The 17,226-nt window shown below is 64.3% G+C and carries 3 protein-coding genes; 1 reads left to right on the plus strand and 2 read right to left on the minus strand.

What is annotated here, in order from left to right; translation table 11 throughout:
• Nucleotides 1–236 precede the first annotated feature (236 nt).
• Nucleotides 237–4,571, minus strand: a complete 4,335-nt coding sequence (locus ACLARN_RS23040) for a ricin-type beta-trefoil lectin domain protein (protein ID WP_409493520.1) — start codon at nt 4,569–4,571, stop codon at nt 237–239.
• A 171-nt stretch (nt 4,572–4,742) separates the two neighbouring features.
• On the minus strand, nt 4,743–13,214 hold the full coding sequence (locus ACLARN_RS23045) for a LamG-like jellyroll fold domain-containing protein (protein WP_409493521.1): 8,472 nt from the start codon (nt 13,212–13,214) through the stop codon (nt 4,743–4,745).
• A 184-nt stretch (nt 13,215–13,398) separates the two neighbouring features.
• Here ACLARN_RS23045 and ACLARN_RS23050 point away from each other — a divergent pair, with 184 nt between their 5' ends.
• A complete protein-coding gene (locus ACLARN_RS23050) occupies nt 13,399–17,004 on the plus strand; it encodes a helix-turn-helix domain-containing protein (RefSeq protein ID WP_409493522.1) in 3,606 nt (1,201 codons plus the stop codon).
• Nucleotides 17,005–17,226: the final 222 nt, after the last annotated feature.

Consider the following 17,226-nt stretch of genomic DNA (forward strand, 5'->3'; position numbering starts at 1 on the left):
ACCGGCGCTGCCACAGCGGCCGCCGTCTGCCCTGCCAGCGCGGCACTGGCGACCGCGCAGCCGCTGAGTGTCAGAAATGCCGACGCGGAATCTCTACCATCGCGAATCCCCTTGAGTTTAGAACCTGAAGATCATCAGCAACCTACGACCGGTACAACAAATCCGGACACAGCGGTACCTGCGGTGACTCACTCCACCGCAGGTACCGCTACACAACTTCTAGCGGGCGTCTGTGATCAACTCGGCCTGGCCGCGATCGCCCAGCGTTGATTCGCCGCTCCAGAGCATTGCTGGATGACCAGGCCATTACGTCCCGCGTCCAGACATTTGTCGGACAGCGGATTGGTCAGTGTGCCGTCGGGTCGCCGCACCCATTGCTGGGCATTGCCGCCGTTGCAAGGGTACAGGGTCACCGGAGTTCCGTTCCCGGTGCCGCTCCCCGCCACGTCCAAACACCGATCATAGGCGCGGATCGTGCCGTCACCTAGCCTGGTCCAGTGCTGGGCATTACCGCCGTTGCACCAGTACATGATCACCTGGCCCGCTGCGGGGTTGCTGCCGGCGACGTCGAGGCACTTGCCGTCGGTCTCACCGTCGGTGATACCGACAATGGCGCCCTTGCTGACCGCCTGCGCCGAGAAGTGCCAGCGTTGCAACGCCCGCCCGACGCAGTCTTCGATGGTCAACTCGGCCCCGGGTTCCGCTGACGCTGCGGTCAAGCAGCGCTGCGAGTGCGGGTTGACCAGGCCACCGTCCGGCCGCTGCAACCATTTCTGCGCTTCGCCGCCATTGCAGTCGAAAAGGATCACCTTTGTGCCGGCTGGAGTAGCCGAATTGCTGACATCAAGGCACTTACCGAAAGCACGGACGGATCCATTGTCTACTATGGACCATGCTTGCGGAGCATCGCCGTGGCAAGGATAGACGATGACCGAACCGCTGCCTGGCCTGCCGCCTGCCACGTCAAGGCATTTGTCACCCACCAGTGCCAGGGCGCCGATGGTAGCCGCTCGCAGCGACGGACGCCAGACCTGCTGCGGCTGGCCACTACAGTTGTCGATGGTCAACGTACTGCCATCGACGCTGCCGGTCGCATTGAGGCATTTTCCGGACCGGTTGTTGACCATGCTTCCGTCGGCGCGCACTATCCATTGCTGAGCATCGACCCCGGTGCACTCCACCAACTGAATCGGAGTGCCGGCTGCGGTGTTGCCGTCGCGGACGTCCACACACTTCGAGTAGGCCCGGACAGTACCATCACCGGGTAGCGTCCAGGTCTGCGCCCGGTTGTTCGAACCCCAGCACCCGTACAGCAACACGGTGCCGTTATCGGGGTTCCCGCCTGCGACATCGAGACACTTGTTGTTCAGCCCGACGAATGGGCCTACACCGGTGGCCGCATTGGATTTGATCCGGATGTTGCGGAACCGGACCGGGTCGTTCGGCCCGTTGGTCTGCAGGCCGATGAAGCTCTGCGGGTTGATCCGATCCGGCTCGATAGTGGTGTATTCATTGACCTTCTGTCCATTGAGGACAACGGTTACCTTGTTCCAGGACAGGGTTATCTCATAGCTGTTCCACTCCCCCACGGGTTTGGCCGCGGCGACATCCGGCGCCCGCTTGCCGGCAATGGCGCCAGTAGCCCTATCACCGCTGGTCACGTTCTGAGCGATCTGCACCTCGAGGCCACGGTTGATCGGCACGGCCCCGTTCCCCGCAGGGTGATTGAAACCGACGAACACTCCGGAGTCGGCTTGAGTCGATGTTGCCTTCCAGTCCAGCCTCAAGGTGTAGTCATTGCTGTAAGTGGCAGCCGAATTCCATCTGACACCGGTACCGGACGTCACCCACTCACAGCCTTCTTGGGTCAACCGTCCGTTCTCCGTTTGCTGCCAACCCTGTGGCCCGGTCTCGGTACGGCCGTCGAAAAGACTGGTGAAACCGGTCTCACCGGTGGCCAGCGCACAGCCATCGCCGCCGGTGACCAAGCTAGCGCCGGTGAAGTATCCCTGCACGTCGACGGTTGCCTGTGCTTGCCCACGCTCGTTGCGGATACCCAGCCTGCCGCTGGCACCCAGCGGCGCGAACACCGAACCCGCCGCGCTCTCCCGCTGGCCGACGGACACGTTGGTCACCGGGGTATGCCCCAACTCGGTGGGAGCCACCGACAGTTCGGTGCCCACCCTGTCCTCGGCGCCGGTCACGGTGAGCACTGCGGCACTGGCCGATGAGCTCACTCCGGCCAAGCCGCCCACCTGCACACTAGCCGTGTCGCCTGCTCCGATCGGCCTGCCAGGCACACCGGTCCCCGTGCCGGTATCCGCGATGCGGGCCGGAGTGGTCAGCGCGACGTACTTCGCGCCTTGGCCAGGTGCGAACCAGCCGACCACATCAACGAGGACATTCACCTCCCCACTCTCGTTACGCAGTTTGATGGTGCCGTTCTCGGCGATGCCGACAATGGCGAGGTTGGAGCGCCGGTCGTTGCGTCGCAGATTGAGCGTGGTGCTGGCCCCGAAGGTTTGCCCGGTCGCGGTGATGAAGGTTTCCCCGGTCGCCTCCAACCCGGTGATGTTGACCGCCACTGCGGTGGCGTTGGCTGGAACTCCCGCCACGCCACGGACCTTGAGCGGCATGGTCTCCCCGGCGGTCAGGTGGCCTTGCCGTGGGTTATCGGCGCTACGGCTCTCTGGAATCGCGGTCGGCGGTACGCGGGTATCCAGTACGCGTTCCGGACTGGGCTTCGCGAAGTAGGTCGACGTGCCGTCCTTGCTGAAATAACCGAGTATGTCCACCACGAGCCAGCTGTTACCGGTGTGGTTTCGCAACCGGATCGCCCGGTCTTTGCCCAATGTCGCCACCGTCATCACCGCGGTGAACCCGCCACCTGGCCGCACCTGGAGGGTGGAGGTCTTGGTGGCCGACTGTTCAGGATCGCTTGGTAATACGTCGACCCTGGTCTCGGCATCGGACCTCGCGCCAACGTTGAGGACGACGGCCGTGGTGTCGCTGGGGATATCGGGTACCGGCAACGTCAGCATCTCGCCCGGACCGTAGGGCCGGCTGTGGATTCGCTGGGGATCGGGTAGCGGTGTGTAACCGGCGGGGTCGGCGGTGGGCTTGCTGCCCGGAGTGCCCAGGGACAACGTGCCGTGTCCCCAGTCATTGTCGACCCGGTCACCCTTCGCCCGCGATTTGAGTTCGGCTTCCAGTCGCGCGGCATCCAGTTCGGGATAAGCCGACTTCAGGATTGCGGCGGCGCCGGCGACGTGCGCGGCGGCAGCCGACGTGCCCCGGAACTCCTGTGTGCCATAGGTGGAGGTGCTCACCTGATCGAAGCCGGTGATATCCGGTTTGGTCCGGCCGTCGACGGTGGGTCCACGGCTGCTGTAGTACTGCAGCGCGCCTGATCCGGGCTGGCTGGCGCCCACTGCCATCGCGTATGGCGAAGAGGCCGGTTCGACCACGCTGCCTGCCGGCGTGAAGTGCTGCAGTTGACCATCGCCGCCTGCGACGAACAGGTCCAGTTTGGTGGTGAACCGGGCGTTGTTGTTCTTGAGGTAGACGTAGTAGGTGCGTCCGGACTCATCATTGGTGAAGGTGATCGACTCGGTGGGGCTCAGCCCACCACTGGTTTCGGCCTGCGCCCGAATCGACCTGGCCTTGATGTTCGGGTCGTTCGGCCCCTCCGGCGGACGTGCCTCCTTCATGACATAGAGGTCGAGGTCTTCATTGGTCTTGGGCCAGGCGTCCCAGCGCAACGCGACGGTGACTTCCTGGTTGCGGCCTGCTGGAAATCCGTTGTTCTGGCTGGCCCCGCTGAACTCCACCCAACGGTCACCGCTGGTATCGGCCGCGGTGCCCGCGAAGTGCAAGCGGCCCTGGTTACCGGCCGCCACCGACCACAGAATGCCCGCCTCGCGGCTTCGTTTGACGACATCTGCCGGACTGTCGGGCGCACCGGTGCCGTCACCACGTCCGATACTCGGGTTGAGGAAGCCGACCGCCGAGGTGACGACCTGTACACCCTGCTGCCGCAGCCATTCCGCCGCAGTGGCAAAGCCCATGGCGTCGTCAATACAGGCTAGATAGAACTGGGCCTCGGGAGCCATGTCGTAGACGACCTCGGCGACATTGGTCCCGTGGTCCTTGCTCAGTCCGGTGTCGAGGCAGTTCGTGTTGTTGACGGTCAGCTTGGCGTCGGCGGGTAGTTCGCCAGCCTGCTGGGCCTCACGTACCCCGTCGAAACCGATATCGATGATGCCTACCTTGACCCCGGCGCCCTTCTTCCCATCCTGAATCCACAGGTCGGCCTTGGCCGCAGCGACTCCCTCGGAGGTCACCGCCATCGGGATCGCCCGGTCTGGCAGGCGAACCTCGCGAACACCTGCCTGCTTGGCGATGTCATTGAGCCTGTCCTTGGGCACCGCCGCCTTGACCCGGCCGTTGTCAGCCGCGACAACCGTGCCACCGGCCTTGGTCACCGCGCTGCCGAGAACGTTCTCCTGATCACCCTCCACGTAGACAAGAACCCGGCCGTCCTTGTCCTGCTGAACCCGTTGGCCCGGCATGGCGGACTCCGCCGAGTTCACCCCCGGTCTGTCCGGTTCCGCCCACCCTGGCGATGCGACGACAGCCGCCCCCAGCGTTATTCCCACGGCCAGCACGGCCGCCCGTCGCAGTCTTCTCATTAACACTTTCTCCTGATCACTGTTACTTCTGATGTGGTCGTTGAAAATGACCTATTCGTCTTCGTCTTCAGTCACCTCGGCGAGCAGGCTGGCCCGGTCAGGACCGGCCCTTCGCCCGATTTCCCCGGCCTGCTGTATTTCCTGGTCCGTGTCATCCATCGTGATACGGGTCACTTCGTCGACGTAGTGGAGACTGCGATCGATTATTTCGGTCGGTTGCAGGAACACGATCGGATCCCGGAAGAGGGTGACCGTACTTCCAGCCTCCGGACGCTCCAGTGGAGTCATCGCGTTCACCAACCACTGCGGCGGAGGCGGCGGCTTCGGCACGGACTTAACACCCTGACCAGTCACGCTCGGCTTCTTTGATTTCTTGCCCTTCCTGGAATCACTTCGCGACTTTGAGCCACCTGATTTACCAGATCCACTCGAAGGTTTTCCGGTTTTATTCGGCGGGTTAACCACACGGAAACGAGGTATGCCATTTTCGCCGAGCCAGTCCGCCCCAGGGGCAATGTTCGTGGTTGAGCTGCCCGGGATATTCTTCAGAGATTCTTCCAACTCCTTTAATTCTGCTTTGAACATCCTCGCTATTTTTATCCTGATTGCTTGGAGTGTAAGTTTCTTTGCAATCCACACGATTATCCGGCGACCGATTTCCCGAATAATCAACGCAATCAAGAAAGCGATTACTGGGTTGTGGCCAGTTGGGTCGGCGTGGGCGATCGGGTCGCTGTTGCCGTACGCGTAACGGTTGGCGGCTGACGAGGGCTGCGGTGCGTTGTTCCAGTCGTCGCGGCTGGCGAAGGTGCCGGTGCCCGGCGAGTACCAGCGGGCCGTCATATTGACCGCACCGGTATCACCATCGGTCCAGTCGCCCTGGTAACCGATGTTCGAGGTCTCCACCGACGAAGCCGTCACCTTGCCGAACGGATCGAACGTGCGCTGCCCATCGACGCCTGCGCCGAGGTACCGGCCCACCACGTCGCCGTGCTGGTCGGCGAACAGCATCTTGCCTGGCCCAGTCGCACCGACCGCTTTGTCCGATAACGCCGTGCCATCGGGCAGTCGGCTCACCAGCCGTTTACCGTCGGAAACCGTCTCGTTGGACGTACCCGCGTACTGGAAGGCCGTGCCATTGCGGTCGGTGACCCGGTCCAGGCTGTCGTACCGGTAGTTCGTCCCGCCATCACTCGCCAGCCGGTCGAAGGCGTCGAAGCTAAGTTTGCGGGTCTGGCCGTTCTCGGTGACCGAGGAAAGCGTTCCCCGCGCGGTGTAGTCGTAGGTCGCGCCGCCACCAGACCGCAGCCGGTTGCGTTCGTCGTAGGTGAAGGTCGTGTCCCCGGCCGAGATCCGGTTACTCGCCTTGTCCCAGCCGTAGCCGGTGGCCTTACCGGCCGGGTCGGTCCACGACGTCAACCGGCCCGCACCGTCGTAGTCGTAGCGGTTGGCCGCCGCACCGGCCGAACTGACCGAAGTCTTGGTCTTCAGCTTGTCATCGAGGTCGTACCCGTATTCCACGCCGAGCGGGGTACGCGGTGGCACACCCCCGTCATAGGTCTGCACCACCTTGTCCGACGACAATCTGCCGAACTCGTCGTAGTCGAGCTTGCGGGAGATCCGCGAGGCGACCGCCCGGTCGGTCACAGTGGACAGTCGACCCGCTTGGTCATAACCCTGATCCACGGTTCGACCGGTCAGCGAATCAGCAGTACTGGTCAGCCGTCCCGCACTGTCGTAGCTGAAGCTCGCGGTGCCACTGGCATCGGTGCGGGCGGCCAGCGTGCCGTCGCCGTTGTAGGAATACCTCCCATTGCCTGCTGCTCCGGCCGAGCCGATCAGATTGCCCCGGTCGTCGTACCCGTAAGTCGATTCCCCGGCAACACCGCTGACCTTCGTCGTCCGTCCGTCGGCGTCGTAACCAAAGGTCCGTTCGGTGGTCGCGACCTCGGCCCCCATGCCCTTCTCCACGGACAAGCGACCCTGGGCGTCGTACTCACGCACCCTGGTCACGCCACCCGGCGCGGTGTGCCGAACGGCTTCGCCACCCGCGTTGTACGCGGTGGTCCAGGTGCGTGCGGACAGTTCTTTCCCGTTGGCGGTCTCCGGATCGACCGTCGTCTCGGTGAGCCCCCAACTGTTGTAGGTGTAGTTGGTGGCCCGTTGCTCACCATCGACGAAGCGGCTTCGGTTACCCAGCAGGTCATAACCGAGCGAGGTCTCGATGGACTTGTTCGCGTCGATCCGTTCGGTCTGCGCCACCGGCCGGTTCAGCGCGTCATAACCGTGGGTGGTTCGCCGGCCTTCGGGCGTGGTGCGCGCTACGAGATTGCTGTTCTCGTCATATTCACTTGTGGTAGCGCGCTTTTCCTGGCCTCCGATGACATGCGCGGTACGGGTCGGCCTGCCGCGCAGGTCGTACGTCGTCGTGCTGATCAAGCCAGCCGCGTCGGTCACCGTGGTCGGTCTACCGAGGTCGTCGTAAGCCGTTGTCGTCACGCGGCCGGTGGCATCGGTCTGCTTCGCCATCTCGTCGGCCGCGTTGTACGTGGCACTGGACACGAAGCCCTGCGGCGTTCTGGTCGACGTGACATTGCCTGCGTCGTCGTAGCCCAGCTCGGTGGTGTAGTAAGCGGTCGGCCCTGGGAATCGGTCGACCTCGGTGGCGGTGATCTGCCGCCCTAGCTCGTCGTAGGTGAACCTGCTCTCTGCCCCACTCGGACTGGTCTTCGAGACGAGTTCGCCGTTGCGGTCGTAGCGGCTGATCCCCACATTGGGGGCCGCACCGACCTTGGGCAGCGTGATACTGCGTATCCGGCCGTAGGGATCGTAGCTCTGCTCGGTGACTCGTCCCAGCGAGTCGGTGGTCTTGGTTGGGTTACCGGCCCGGTCGTACTCAGTGGTCGTCCTGGCGTCACGGATGGTCTGGCCACCCGGCGGCGTGTAGTCGGGCAACACCCCACCGGTCGGCCTGCCCATCGCGTCGTGTTCGGTCCTGGTTACCCCACCTGAACTGTCACGAGCCTGAGTGATCTCGCCAAAAGCATTACGCCCCAATACTTCCGCACCAACGAAGCCAGCACGTTTGACCCCATTCACCCAGGCATCGACCGGCGGGTTCGTGGTGGAGACCAGTTGACCGGCCGGGTCGTAGGCGTACCTGGTGCTATGCAGGCGACGGTCCGTCATCTGCTTGAGCAGACCGCGCTCATCTCGATCGTACACAGTGGACAGTGCAACCCCAGAACCGAGTTCAGCATCTTCTCTGGCGATCTGATTGGCGGGGTCGTATGTGTATCGAGTGACCTCGACGCGTCCCGGTGCAACCGCCCCGGACCTTTCGATCCGCTCGGCGTTCCCGTCGCGGTCCCGGAAGTAGGCTGTCGTACGCTTGAGCCCAGCCGGATCGACGGTACTGCGTGATTCATAACCTGCCGCGTCGTACTCCGTGGTTGTCTTGCGATCACCGGCGGTGATCAATTCGGTGACATTGCCGGCGGAGTCGTAACCACGCCGCTCCAGCACGACGTCTCTGGTCTGCTGATCCGGACCGACATAGCCGTTGCGGGTGGTGGCGGCCAGCAAGTCATCGTCGTAATAGCTATAGGCCGTGCGCCTGCCCATCGCGTCACTGACCGAGGACAGCCGGCCGACTGGGTCGTACTCCCGGAGTTCCAGGGTAAGTACGGTCGCCGCGGGGTTATCCGGGTCGACGTCCTTTCCGGACACATTCCTGGCGCGCAGTCGTCCCCGGTCATCGAACTGGGAAGTCCAGCTGAACCCTCGAACATCGGTGATTGTCTGCTCGAGGTTGTTGTTGCGGTACGACTTGGTTTCCCGGCCGCCGTCCGAGAACGTGGTGCTGGCCAGCCGATCGTGTGCGTCATAGCTGAACGTGGTGCTGCGGGTGGCGTCCCCGCCCTTGTCGACGGCCGTGGTGTCTCCGACGGTGGTTTCCACCGTATTTCCGTTGCCGTCGTAGCGATACCTGGTCACCTTGGCATGCGAGACGCCCGTGATCGGGTTGAGCACGGCGGGCTCGGTCACGGACTCGACCTGCGAACGGGCGGTGTAGGTGTACTCAGTGGTACCGAAGGGCGCGTCCGCGCCGTTGGTCACGCTGACCTTCTTCTGCCGTCCCAACTGATCGTAGCCATACTTGGTACGAAGGCCGGTCGGCGAACTGACCTCGGCGAGATCGCCGTTGCGGCGGTAGAAGTACGACGTGACCTGACCCCGCCGTCCCATGTCCTTGAGCAACAGTCCGGCCGGTACGGTGCCCCCATCGACCGCGGCCTCGGTGCCCTTTGTATAGCTGCGCGTTTCGATCGGCTGCCCGGACGCCCCCTGCGGCATAGGCAGAGTGGTCTGCTGCAACCTGCCCAGGGCATCGTAGGTATACGTCGTGCGGAACCGAGTATCGTCCGCGCCGCTGGAGCGGGCATCCGAAGTGGACTCAAGCTTGTCGGTTCGCGGATCGAGCCGGTCCGAACTCGGCTTGAGGTAGGTGGAATAGCTGGTATTACAAGAGTCCTTGGTGCGACAAGACTTCTCACTCAGCACGTTGCCACGGTCATCGGTGGTCTGCTCGGTCCGGTGACCATTCTCGTCGATCACCACCGACGAGAAATCCTTGGTGTTGTACTCGTATCTTCGGCTATGGCCCGAATGTGCACGCTCGACGAGCCTGCCACCGTTATCCGGGTCGAAGATATAGGTCCAGTCCGGATACGGCCCGCGCAACACCACGTTACGACGTGCGGTGGTCTTGTCTCCCACAGTAGTCTCGGTGACTTTCGGGGTATCCAGTCGCCATTCACGACCATCGTGGTCGGTCAGTATGGCAACGCGATCTTGCACGTCGTTGTAGGTGAGCTTGGCGAAGAGCCGGTTGTCCTGCGGCAGCGTGATGCTCGCGAGCTGGTCGATCGGCTGGCCGACCGCGTGATGCTGCTTGGCCGCCAGTGCCCCCAGCGGGTGCTGGTAGAATGCTACCTCGTCGATTGACCCCCCGAAGTAGAAGTCGGCACCGTTGGTAGCGGGCCAATCCTTGCCACTGCCCGCGCCGAGCACCAGGTGACCACGGTTTCCGTGGTCGACATAACCGTTGGCCTGACCTTGTTCGACGCCGTCCAGGTACATCTTCTGGTGGTCAATCGCCGCGGAAACCACCGCATGGTGCCAATTTCCGTCGTTAACCGGCCGTTTGCTGGCTACTTGCCGCGGACCGCTGACCTCACGCATGGAGAATCCGCCATACAGCAAGCCGTCGGTGCCGACATACAGCACCGGTGTGCTCTGCCCCGCGTGGTCGGAGAAGGCCCGATCCGCGTGCGCTATCAAGACACCATTGCGCGTGGTTTTGAACCACAGTTCGACGGCCAGCGACATGCTGCCGGTGGTGAGCTTCTCCGGCAGCGTGACAAAGCTACCGTTGCCGTCGAACGTCGCGGCCTTGTCGACGGTGCCACCCACCGCGCCGTCCGCCCCGAGCACGACGTTGTGGTACTTGCCGGCATTCGCGCCGTCGGCACGGGCCACCGCGTTCGCGGCCGTGTCACCGGTCGTCTCCGCTAGTCGCCAATATGCCTTCGGATTGTCGTCGATTACCGAACTGCGGTAATGCGAACCGACCTGGTAGCCGTAGGTAGTACAGTTCGGTGCCCCACCCGGCGCACACGCCTTGGTCAGCCGGTCGCCCTCGTGTGCGTAAGCCCAGACCAGTGGCTGCGCACCCGGCTCGGGCGCTTCGGTTTGTACCTTCTCGACATGCTTTCCCCGCCAAATCAACGAAAGCGAACGTTTGCTGACGTCGTTGGTGATCGCGACGACCTGGTCGCTGATGTTGTACTCCAGCCGTTCGGTCAACCCTGCCGGATCAATGATCGTGGCCAGCCGTCCCAGTGCGTCGAATTGCCAGCGGCTACCAGAGGCATCGCGCAGCGTGTAGACGGCATCGCGCTGGTTGTAGACCAGGGTGATGTTCTGGCCCGCCGGTGGGGCGTAGTTGCGTTGCTCGCCTGGACCGTCCGGGTTGCGTCCCAGCCGAACCTGCCGTCCGCTCGGAAAAGTGACGACCACGTTGCCGGAGCTGTCGCCGTCTTCGGCCAGCCGCATGTCCAGCCGGGAGGCCCAGCCGACCCCGAAGGCGGTGTCGCGGCGAGGATCGAGACTGTTGTAGGTCCTGGTAATAGTCAGGTCCGGCCCGACGGTGGGCACCGACACATCGGTGGTCGCCGTCGAGTAGTTCCCGATCTGCGGGTCGAGACCAGGCCCCTCAGTGGATCCAGGACTACCGGCCAAATGCGCGGTGATCTGCGGTTGCGGCACCCTTGTGGTCAGCACCAGTGGGCCGACCCAGTTGGGAGTCTCGGCCACGTTGTCATGCACCCGCACGGCCCAGTAGTAAGTACTGCTCCATTTCAGGGTGTTCCGAGGTGGTGCCCAAGACTGCCCGGTCCAGCCGGACTCCTGACAACCTTCGGTCAACTCCTGGTTGGCACAGATGACGAAGCGGTACTTCAGACCGCTGGCAGGCCAGTTGTCCGGATCGATACCCTCGGCGTAGAGCGTCGGAGTCAAGGACTCGACGGTCGCTCCACTGCCCGGCTGCTGCCGGTTACTGGTCGGCGGCACGTTTTCGACCTTGAGCCTGAACGTGCCGTACGGAACCCCGTACTCCTGGTTGAATGCACGCCCCTGTGGGTCGAACATGGTGATCTCTACGTCATAGACCGCCGGAACGAGATTCTGCAGCGGAACGATGAAGTTGCCCTTACCACCTGGCCCGATGTCGACGGCGGGCCCGGTGCCCTGCGAGGTAGCCACCACATTGCCGTCCTGCTTGACCACATAGCCGAGCCGGAAGCCTCCGCCAGCGGGCCAGAGCGAGGAGCCTTGATTGGTGACAACGGCACGTATTTCGCCGTGCCGGTTGGCTGTCGGCAAGGTTACACCGGTGACCTCGTATGCCGCGCCCTCCGAGGAATAGGTGACATCCAGGTACGGCTTATTGGCCGAGTCCACCGCGGCGAACCGTTTCCAGCCATGACTGTCACCCTCATTGGTGGCGCGCAGGCTCAGGCCATGAAACGGTGCGCCGTGAGTCCACTCGCTGACCCGGCGGGGCTCGAGAGGGAATGCCTCCCATGCCGGGTTGACACAGCTACCGGTCTTGCCCGCGTGCGCGAACTCCCTGGTGGACAGTGCTTCCCCCACCGCGGCTCCCGGCCAACGCATGGCCGCGCCTGACCACGGTTCGCTGACCTCGAAGACGGTGACGGGCCTCGGCTCGCAGGTCTGGGACTCGATGTTGTCCACTACCAGCGAGGCGCCCACCACATACTGGTTACGCAGTCGTGTCATGGCGTCGCTGAAACGCAGGTAGGACCGGGAAATGTCCTTGCCACCGTTCGAGCTGCCGACTTCCAGACCGGGCTCACGGGAGTGGTCGGCGGTACTGCCGGTCCGCACGAAGGTGTCGTCGGCATCGGCATCGAACCGCCCGGCCGAGGAGGTGACAACGACCGGGAAGACCCTGGCAGGGTCGTGCAGCCAGGCACTATCGACGTCGGTGCGCAACCGCCACGTGGCCGCGTCGAGTTTGTCCAACGTGTACCGCACACCTTCGGACCGCGCCGGGCGCCCGGCGGAGTCGACCAAATACCCGGTAGGTAGCAGGGCATGGACCTTGCCCTCATCGTCGACCAGATTTACCGCACCGGATGCGGGGTCCAGCCGGGGTTCGAGGCCTCTCGGCCGCAACAGCGAGGAGAACGACGTGGCGGTCTGCGGACCCGCCAGGACCAGGTCTTCGGTGAACCCGGTATTGGTCGCGGCGAACCGCAGATCGACGCCGGGAAGAACGCCTCGATAGCTGACCTTCGAGCCGTCCACCTCGGCGGGTGCGTCGGCCACGCTGTTCGGCCGGTAGCCGAGCCCATGCCGGTCATCGAAGGAGAGGTTCGCGGTGTTCTCAGCGGACATACGCCCGGCGAAGCGCACGTCGGCACGACCGGTCTTCGGCGTGAGCACGCCGCGCTCATCGGGCGCCAAGCCGAGATCGACCGGCCGTAAACTACCGTCCGGCTGACGTACCTGCTTGTCATCGGTGTGCACACGCAGCGTGCGGGTGCCATCCGCGTTGTGGAACGTTTGGGTGCGTTCGGTGCGCTCAGGGACCTGCTCGACACTGGTGTTCGCATCGAACCCGCCGCCTGTACGCGGCTGGGGGGCCACCGCGGGGGTGACCGTCTGTGGGCTGTGTTCGTATCCACGTATCTCGGGCAGGTGCGCTTGGTCGGGCACCGCTCCCGGTGGTCGCTCGGTGTTCCGGGCCGCCACCTCAAGACCCTGCGCCGCGCCGCCCGCACGGACATCACCAGCGGTACCGCTACGTTGACCGGGCGCGGACCCACTCGCGCCTGCAGGCAGCGGACCGGCTGGTGCCAGCTGTTCCACCGCCGATCCGGCAAGCGGCAGCACCACAACCAACACCAGCAAAACCGAGATCCATCGACTCATCGGCCAAACCGACATCGCCAAACCCCCATCAGCACCGCGCTACCTGGACATGCGCATGGGGTTGGACACAGCCCTCAGGTGCGCTCCGGCACTATCACTCCAGCTGACGTTGTCTGGTTCGAAGCTGATCGTTAGACAAACAACTCCCAGACAACCGCTGGGAAACACGAGGGGTAGGCAGCGCATGCCAAGACCGGAACGTCCGCTTGATCCGGATGCCGATCCAATCCAGCGCTTCGCCTTCGAGCTGCGGAAACTCCGGCAGCAGGTGGGCAGCCCCAGCTATCGGGTGCTGGCTCGCCTCGCGCATTACTCCCCCGCGACCTTGGCGGACGCGGCAGGCGGGCGGCGACTGCCCAGCCTCGCGGTCACCCTCGCTTACGTACGGGTGTGCGATGGCGACGAACAAGCCTGGGAAGCACGATGGCGGCACACAGCAGCCGAAGCCGAGGGCATTCCGGCAACACCGGACAACCACAGGGTCGCCGAGCCCGCGCCCTACCTCGGGCTCGCCCGGTTCGAACAAAGCGACGCGACAAAGTATTTCGGCAGAGAGCACCTTGTCGGCGAATTACTGGCCGCAGTAGACCAGCAGCGATTCGTCGCCGTCATCGGTGCGTCAGGGTCCGGTAAATCGTCTCTGCTGCGGGCCGGGCTGCTGCCCAACCTGGACTGCGAGACCCTGCTGATCACACCCAGCGAACACCTCGCCGACGAACGCCGCCTCACCGACGCGCTGACCAGCCACGGCGATCGAGAGTTCGTACTGGTGGTCGACCAGTTCGAGGAGATCTTCACGCTCTGCCAAGACGGTGCCCGAAGACAGGCGTTCATCGCAACACTGCTGGCCGCCACGAAAGAACCCAACAATCGGGCCAGAGTCGTGCTCGGGCTGCGGGCCGACTTCTACGGCCACTGCGCCAGACATCCCGAACTGGTGCCAGTCCTGAGAAACGGACAGGTTCTCGTCGCCACGATGACGACCGACGAGCTGCGGGCGATGATCACCCAGCCCGCGCATCGGACCGGAAACACGATCGAAGGCGCGCTGGTGTCCCGACTCATCGGGGAAACCTCCGGACAGGCCTGTGTCTTACCGCTGGTGTCGCATGCGCTGTTGGAGACCTGGCATCGACGCCGAGGCAATGCGCTCACCCTGGCCGGCTACGTTGCGTCGGGTGGTATCGCCAGCGCGGTCGCCAACTCCGCCGAGCAGGTCTACGCGGCGTTGCAGCCGTCCCAGCAGCGCCGCGCCAAGGACATCGTCCTGCGGCTGACCGCACTCGGCGAAGGTACCGAGGACACCAAACGCCGGATCGCGCGCACGGAACTCGACGACGATCCCGATACCGCGATCGTGCTGCATGCGTTTGCTCAAGCCCGGCTGTTGACACTGGGCGAGGACAGCGTGGAGATCGCCCACGAGGCGCTGATCAAGGCTTGGCCGCGGCTGGGCGACTGGCTGGCCGCGGATCGCGATGGCCTGCGGGTACGGCGGCAGCTGACCGAGGCCACCGATATCTGGGAATCGCACGATCACGATCCCGGCGCCCTCTACCGTGGCGTTCGCCTCGCGGCCGCACGTGAATGGATCGGTCGCGGCAAGGCCGTGCTCACCGTCCGCGAGAGCGCTTTCCTTGAAGCCAGCACGGCCGCGCAAGCCCGGTCCCGCAATACCGCCAAGCGGCACGCCCGGCAGTTCCGCTGGCTTGCCGCAAGCCTGGCCGTACTATTGGCGGCCGCGGTGGGTATCAGCATCGTGGCGGTCGCCGACAGCGAGGTCGCGACCTCCCGTCAGCTTGCCGCCGAGGCACAGAACGAGGCAGGCCGCGATGTCGCCAAGGCGATCCGGCTCGGCCTGGACGCCTACCGCACCCACCCCACCACCGAAGCACGCAGCGTGCTGCTCAGTTTGGCCTCGCGACGTGACTACCAGGCACGACTTGTGCCGCCCGCAGGGAACGTTCCCGACGCGGCGCTGTCCTCCGATGGCCGCTGGCTGGCCGCGGGTGGCGAACCAGGAAAAGTCGTACTCTGGGACGTCGCCTCGCGCAGCCGTAGCGTGGAATTGTCCGGGCAGTTCTCCTTGGCGCTGACGGCTACATTCAGCCGGGACGGGCAGCGGCTCGCCGTCGGCACCGACCGCGGCGAACTGTTGATCTGGAACATTCCCTCTCGCACCTTACTGGTCCGCGGCACGGAGCCCGGTCTGATCTTCACCAATCTCGCCTTCAGCCCAGACGGCCGGTCGCTGGCATCGATCACCGGCAAGAACCTCGAGACCAGCTTCTTCCGGCTCTGGGATCCGCTCACCGCGACGCCGGTGACCACGCTGGACACCCACCAAGGCTTCTACGCCAAGATCGCGTTCGCACCGGATGGCGGGACACTCGCCACCACCGAACCGAACGGGCAGATCACCCTGTGGGAGATGGCCTCCCGATCGCCCCGCGCGGCGCTACCCGGTGGGGCCGGGCCGGCCACGGCCGTGGCGTTCAGCGCCGACGGCCGGCTGATCGCCACCGCGACGAGCGCCCACACAATCCAGCTCTGGAACGCCGAAACCCGCGTGCTGCAAGCGGAGTTGCCCGGGCACCGGGCTGAGGTAACGAGTCTCGCCTTCGTACCGGAAGGCGGAAGGCTGTACTCGTCGGACGCCGATGGAACCCTGCTCGTCTGGGACGCCGTCAAGCACGCTCGGATCGGCCAGTTACGCACCGGTAAACCAGCGTGGCTCAGCCTTGGTGGGATCAGCCCGAATGGCCAACTCGTCGTCGGTATCGACGGCTGGTCCAGCTTTCTGGTCTGGGACCGGACTCAGCTACCGTTTCTCGGCCACACCGGCGCGGTCACCGGGGCCGCCTACGCACCGGACGGGAGAACTCTCCTCAGCGGTGGTACGGACGGCACGCTCCTGGCGTGGGACATCCAGCAGGGAGCCATAGCCACGGCCGTACCGAACGCAGTGAGCAGTACCGCCTTGTCACCGGGCCCGGTGTTCAGCCCGGACGGGAAGCTGTTCACCACCGTCAGCGGCAGCGCCGAGGTCAGCGTGTGGGAGACCAGCAGCCTGCGAAAGGTCATCACACTGTCCGGGCACGCTTCCTCCGTCCGCAAAGCAATCTTCAGCCCGGACGGGAAAACCCTCACCGTCGCCGACAACAGCCAGAGCCTCGTGCGATGGAACACTGCCACCTGGCAACGCACCGACGTGCCGCTCGGCGAGGTGACCGCGGTAGATATCAATTACAGCCCGACCGGGCGGCTCTTCGTTGTCGCCACTCATTTCGGCGCGATCCAGTTCAGAGACAGCGCCAGCCATATCCTTTTATCCACAATGGATACACATGCAGGTCTGATCAGCGCGGTCGCGTTCAGCCCGGACGGAAACACCGTGGCGACCGCGGCTCAGAACGGCACCATCACCTTTTGGGACACCACAGACCCCGCCAGGCCGAGGCACCTCAGCGATATTTCCAGCTACACCAGCCTGATCCACACCATGGCCTACAGTCCGGACGGCAAGAAACTCGCGATCGCCAGTGGCGACGAGACCGTAGCGCTATGGGACACCGGCGACCGCAGCCGATGGGCCACCCTCACCGGACATACCGAGCCGGTCACCTCACTGGCGTGGAATGCCGATGGAACCACGCTGGCCAGCGGCAGCAAGGACCACAGCATTACCCCGTGGACGATCGACACCGAGGCAGCGACCCGGAAGCTGTGCGACGTCCTCGCCCATAACTTCCCCGGAACTCAGCCTGCCCCGCAGATTTGTGCCGAGTGAGAACAAGCCTGCGGAGAGATCGGAAACTGAGGCGAGGTCAATGCTGGTGCCGGTCGCGGTGATGACGCCAACACCGGCCAGGCCGGTGACGATTCCGCCGACGGCGGTCCAGATACGAGCGGCCGAGCGCGCGGCGGCCCCCAGCGGGAACTGGTCGGTCATGCTGCGGTCCCCGTCCCTTTAAACCTTTACGTTGACGCGATGCCATCTGCTCGTCGACAG

It is taken from the genome of Amycolatopsis sp. cmx-11-12 (genome assembly GCF_046269425.1).
GTDB lineage: Bacteria > Actinomycetota > Actinomycetes > Mycobacteriales > Pseudonocardiaceae > Amycolatopsis.

What these genes read in the sequence shown, in the direction of transcription:
- ACLARN_RS23040 (WP_409493520.1), bottom strand. Translation starts at nt 4,571, where the DNA reads ATGCCGGGCCAACGGGTTCAGCAGGACAAGGACGGCCGGGTTCTTGTC.
- ACLARN_RS23045 (WP_409493521.1), bottom strand. Translation starts at nt 13,214, where the DNA reads ATGAGTCGATGGATCTCGGTTTTGCTGGTGTTGGTTGTGGTGCTGCCG.
- ACLARN_RS23050 (WP_409493522.1), top strand. Translation starts at nt 13,399, where the DNA reads ATGCCAAGACCGGAACGTCCGCTTGATCCGGATGCCGATCCAATCCAG.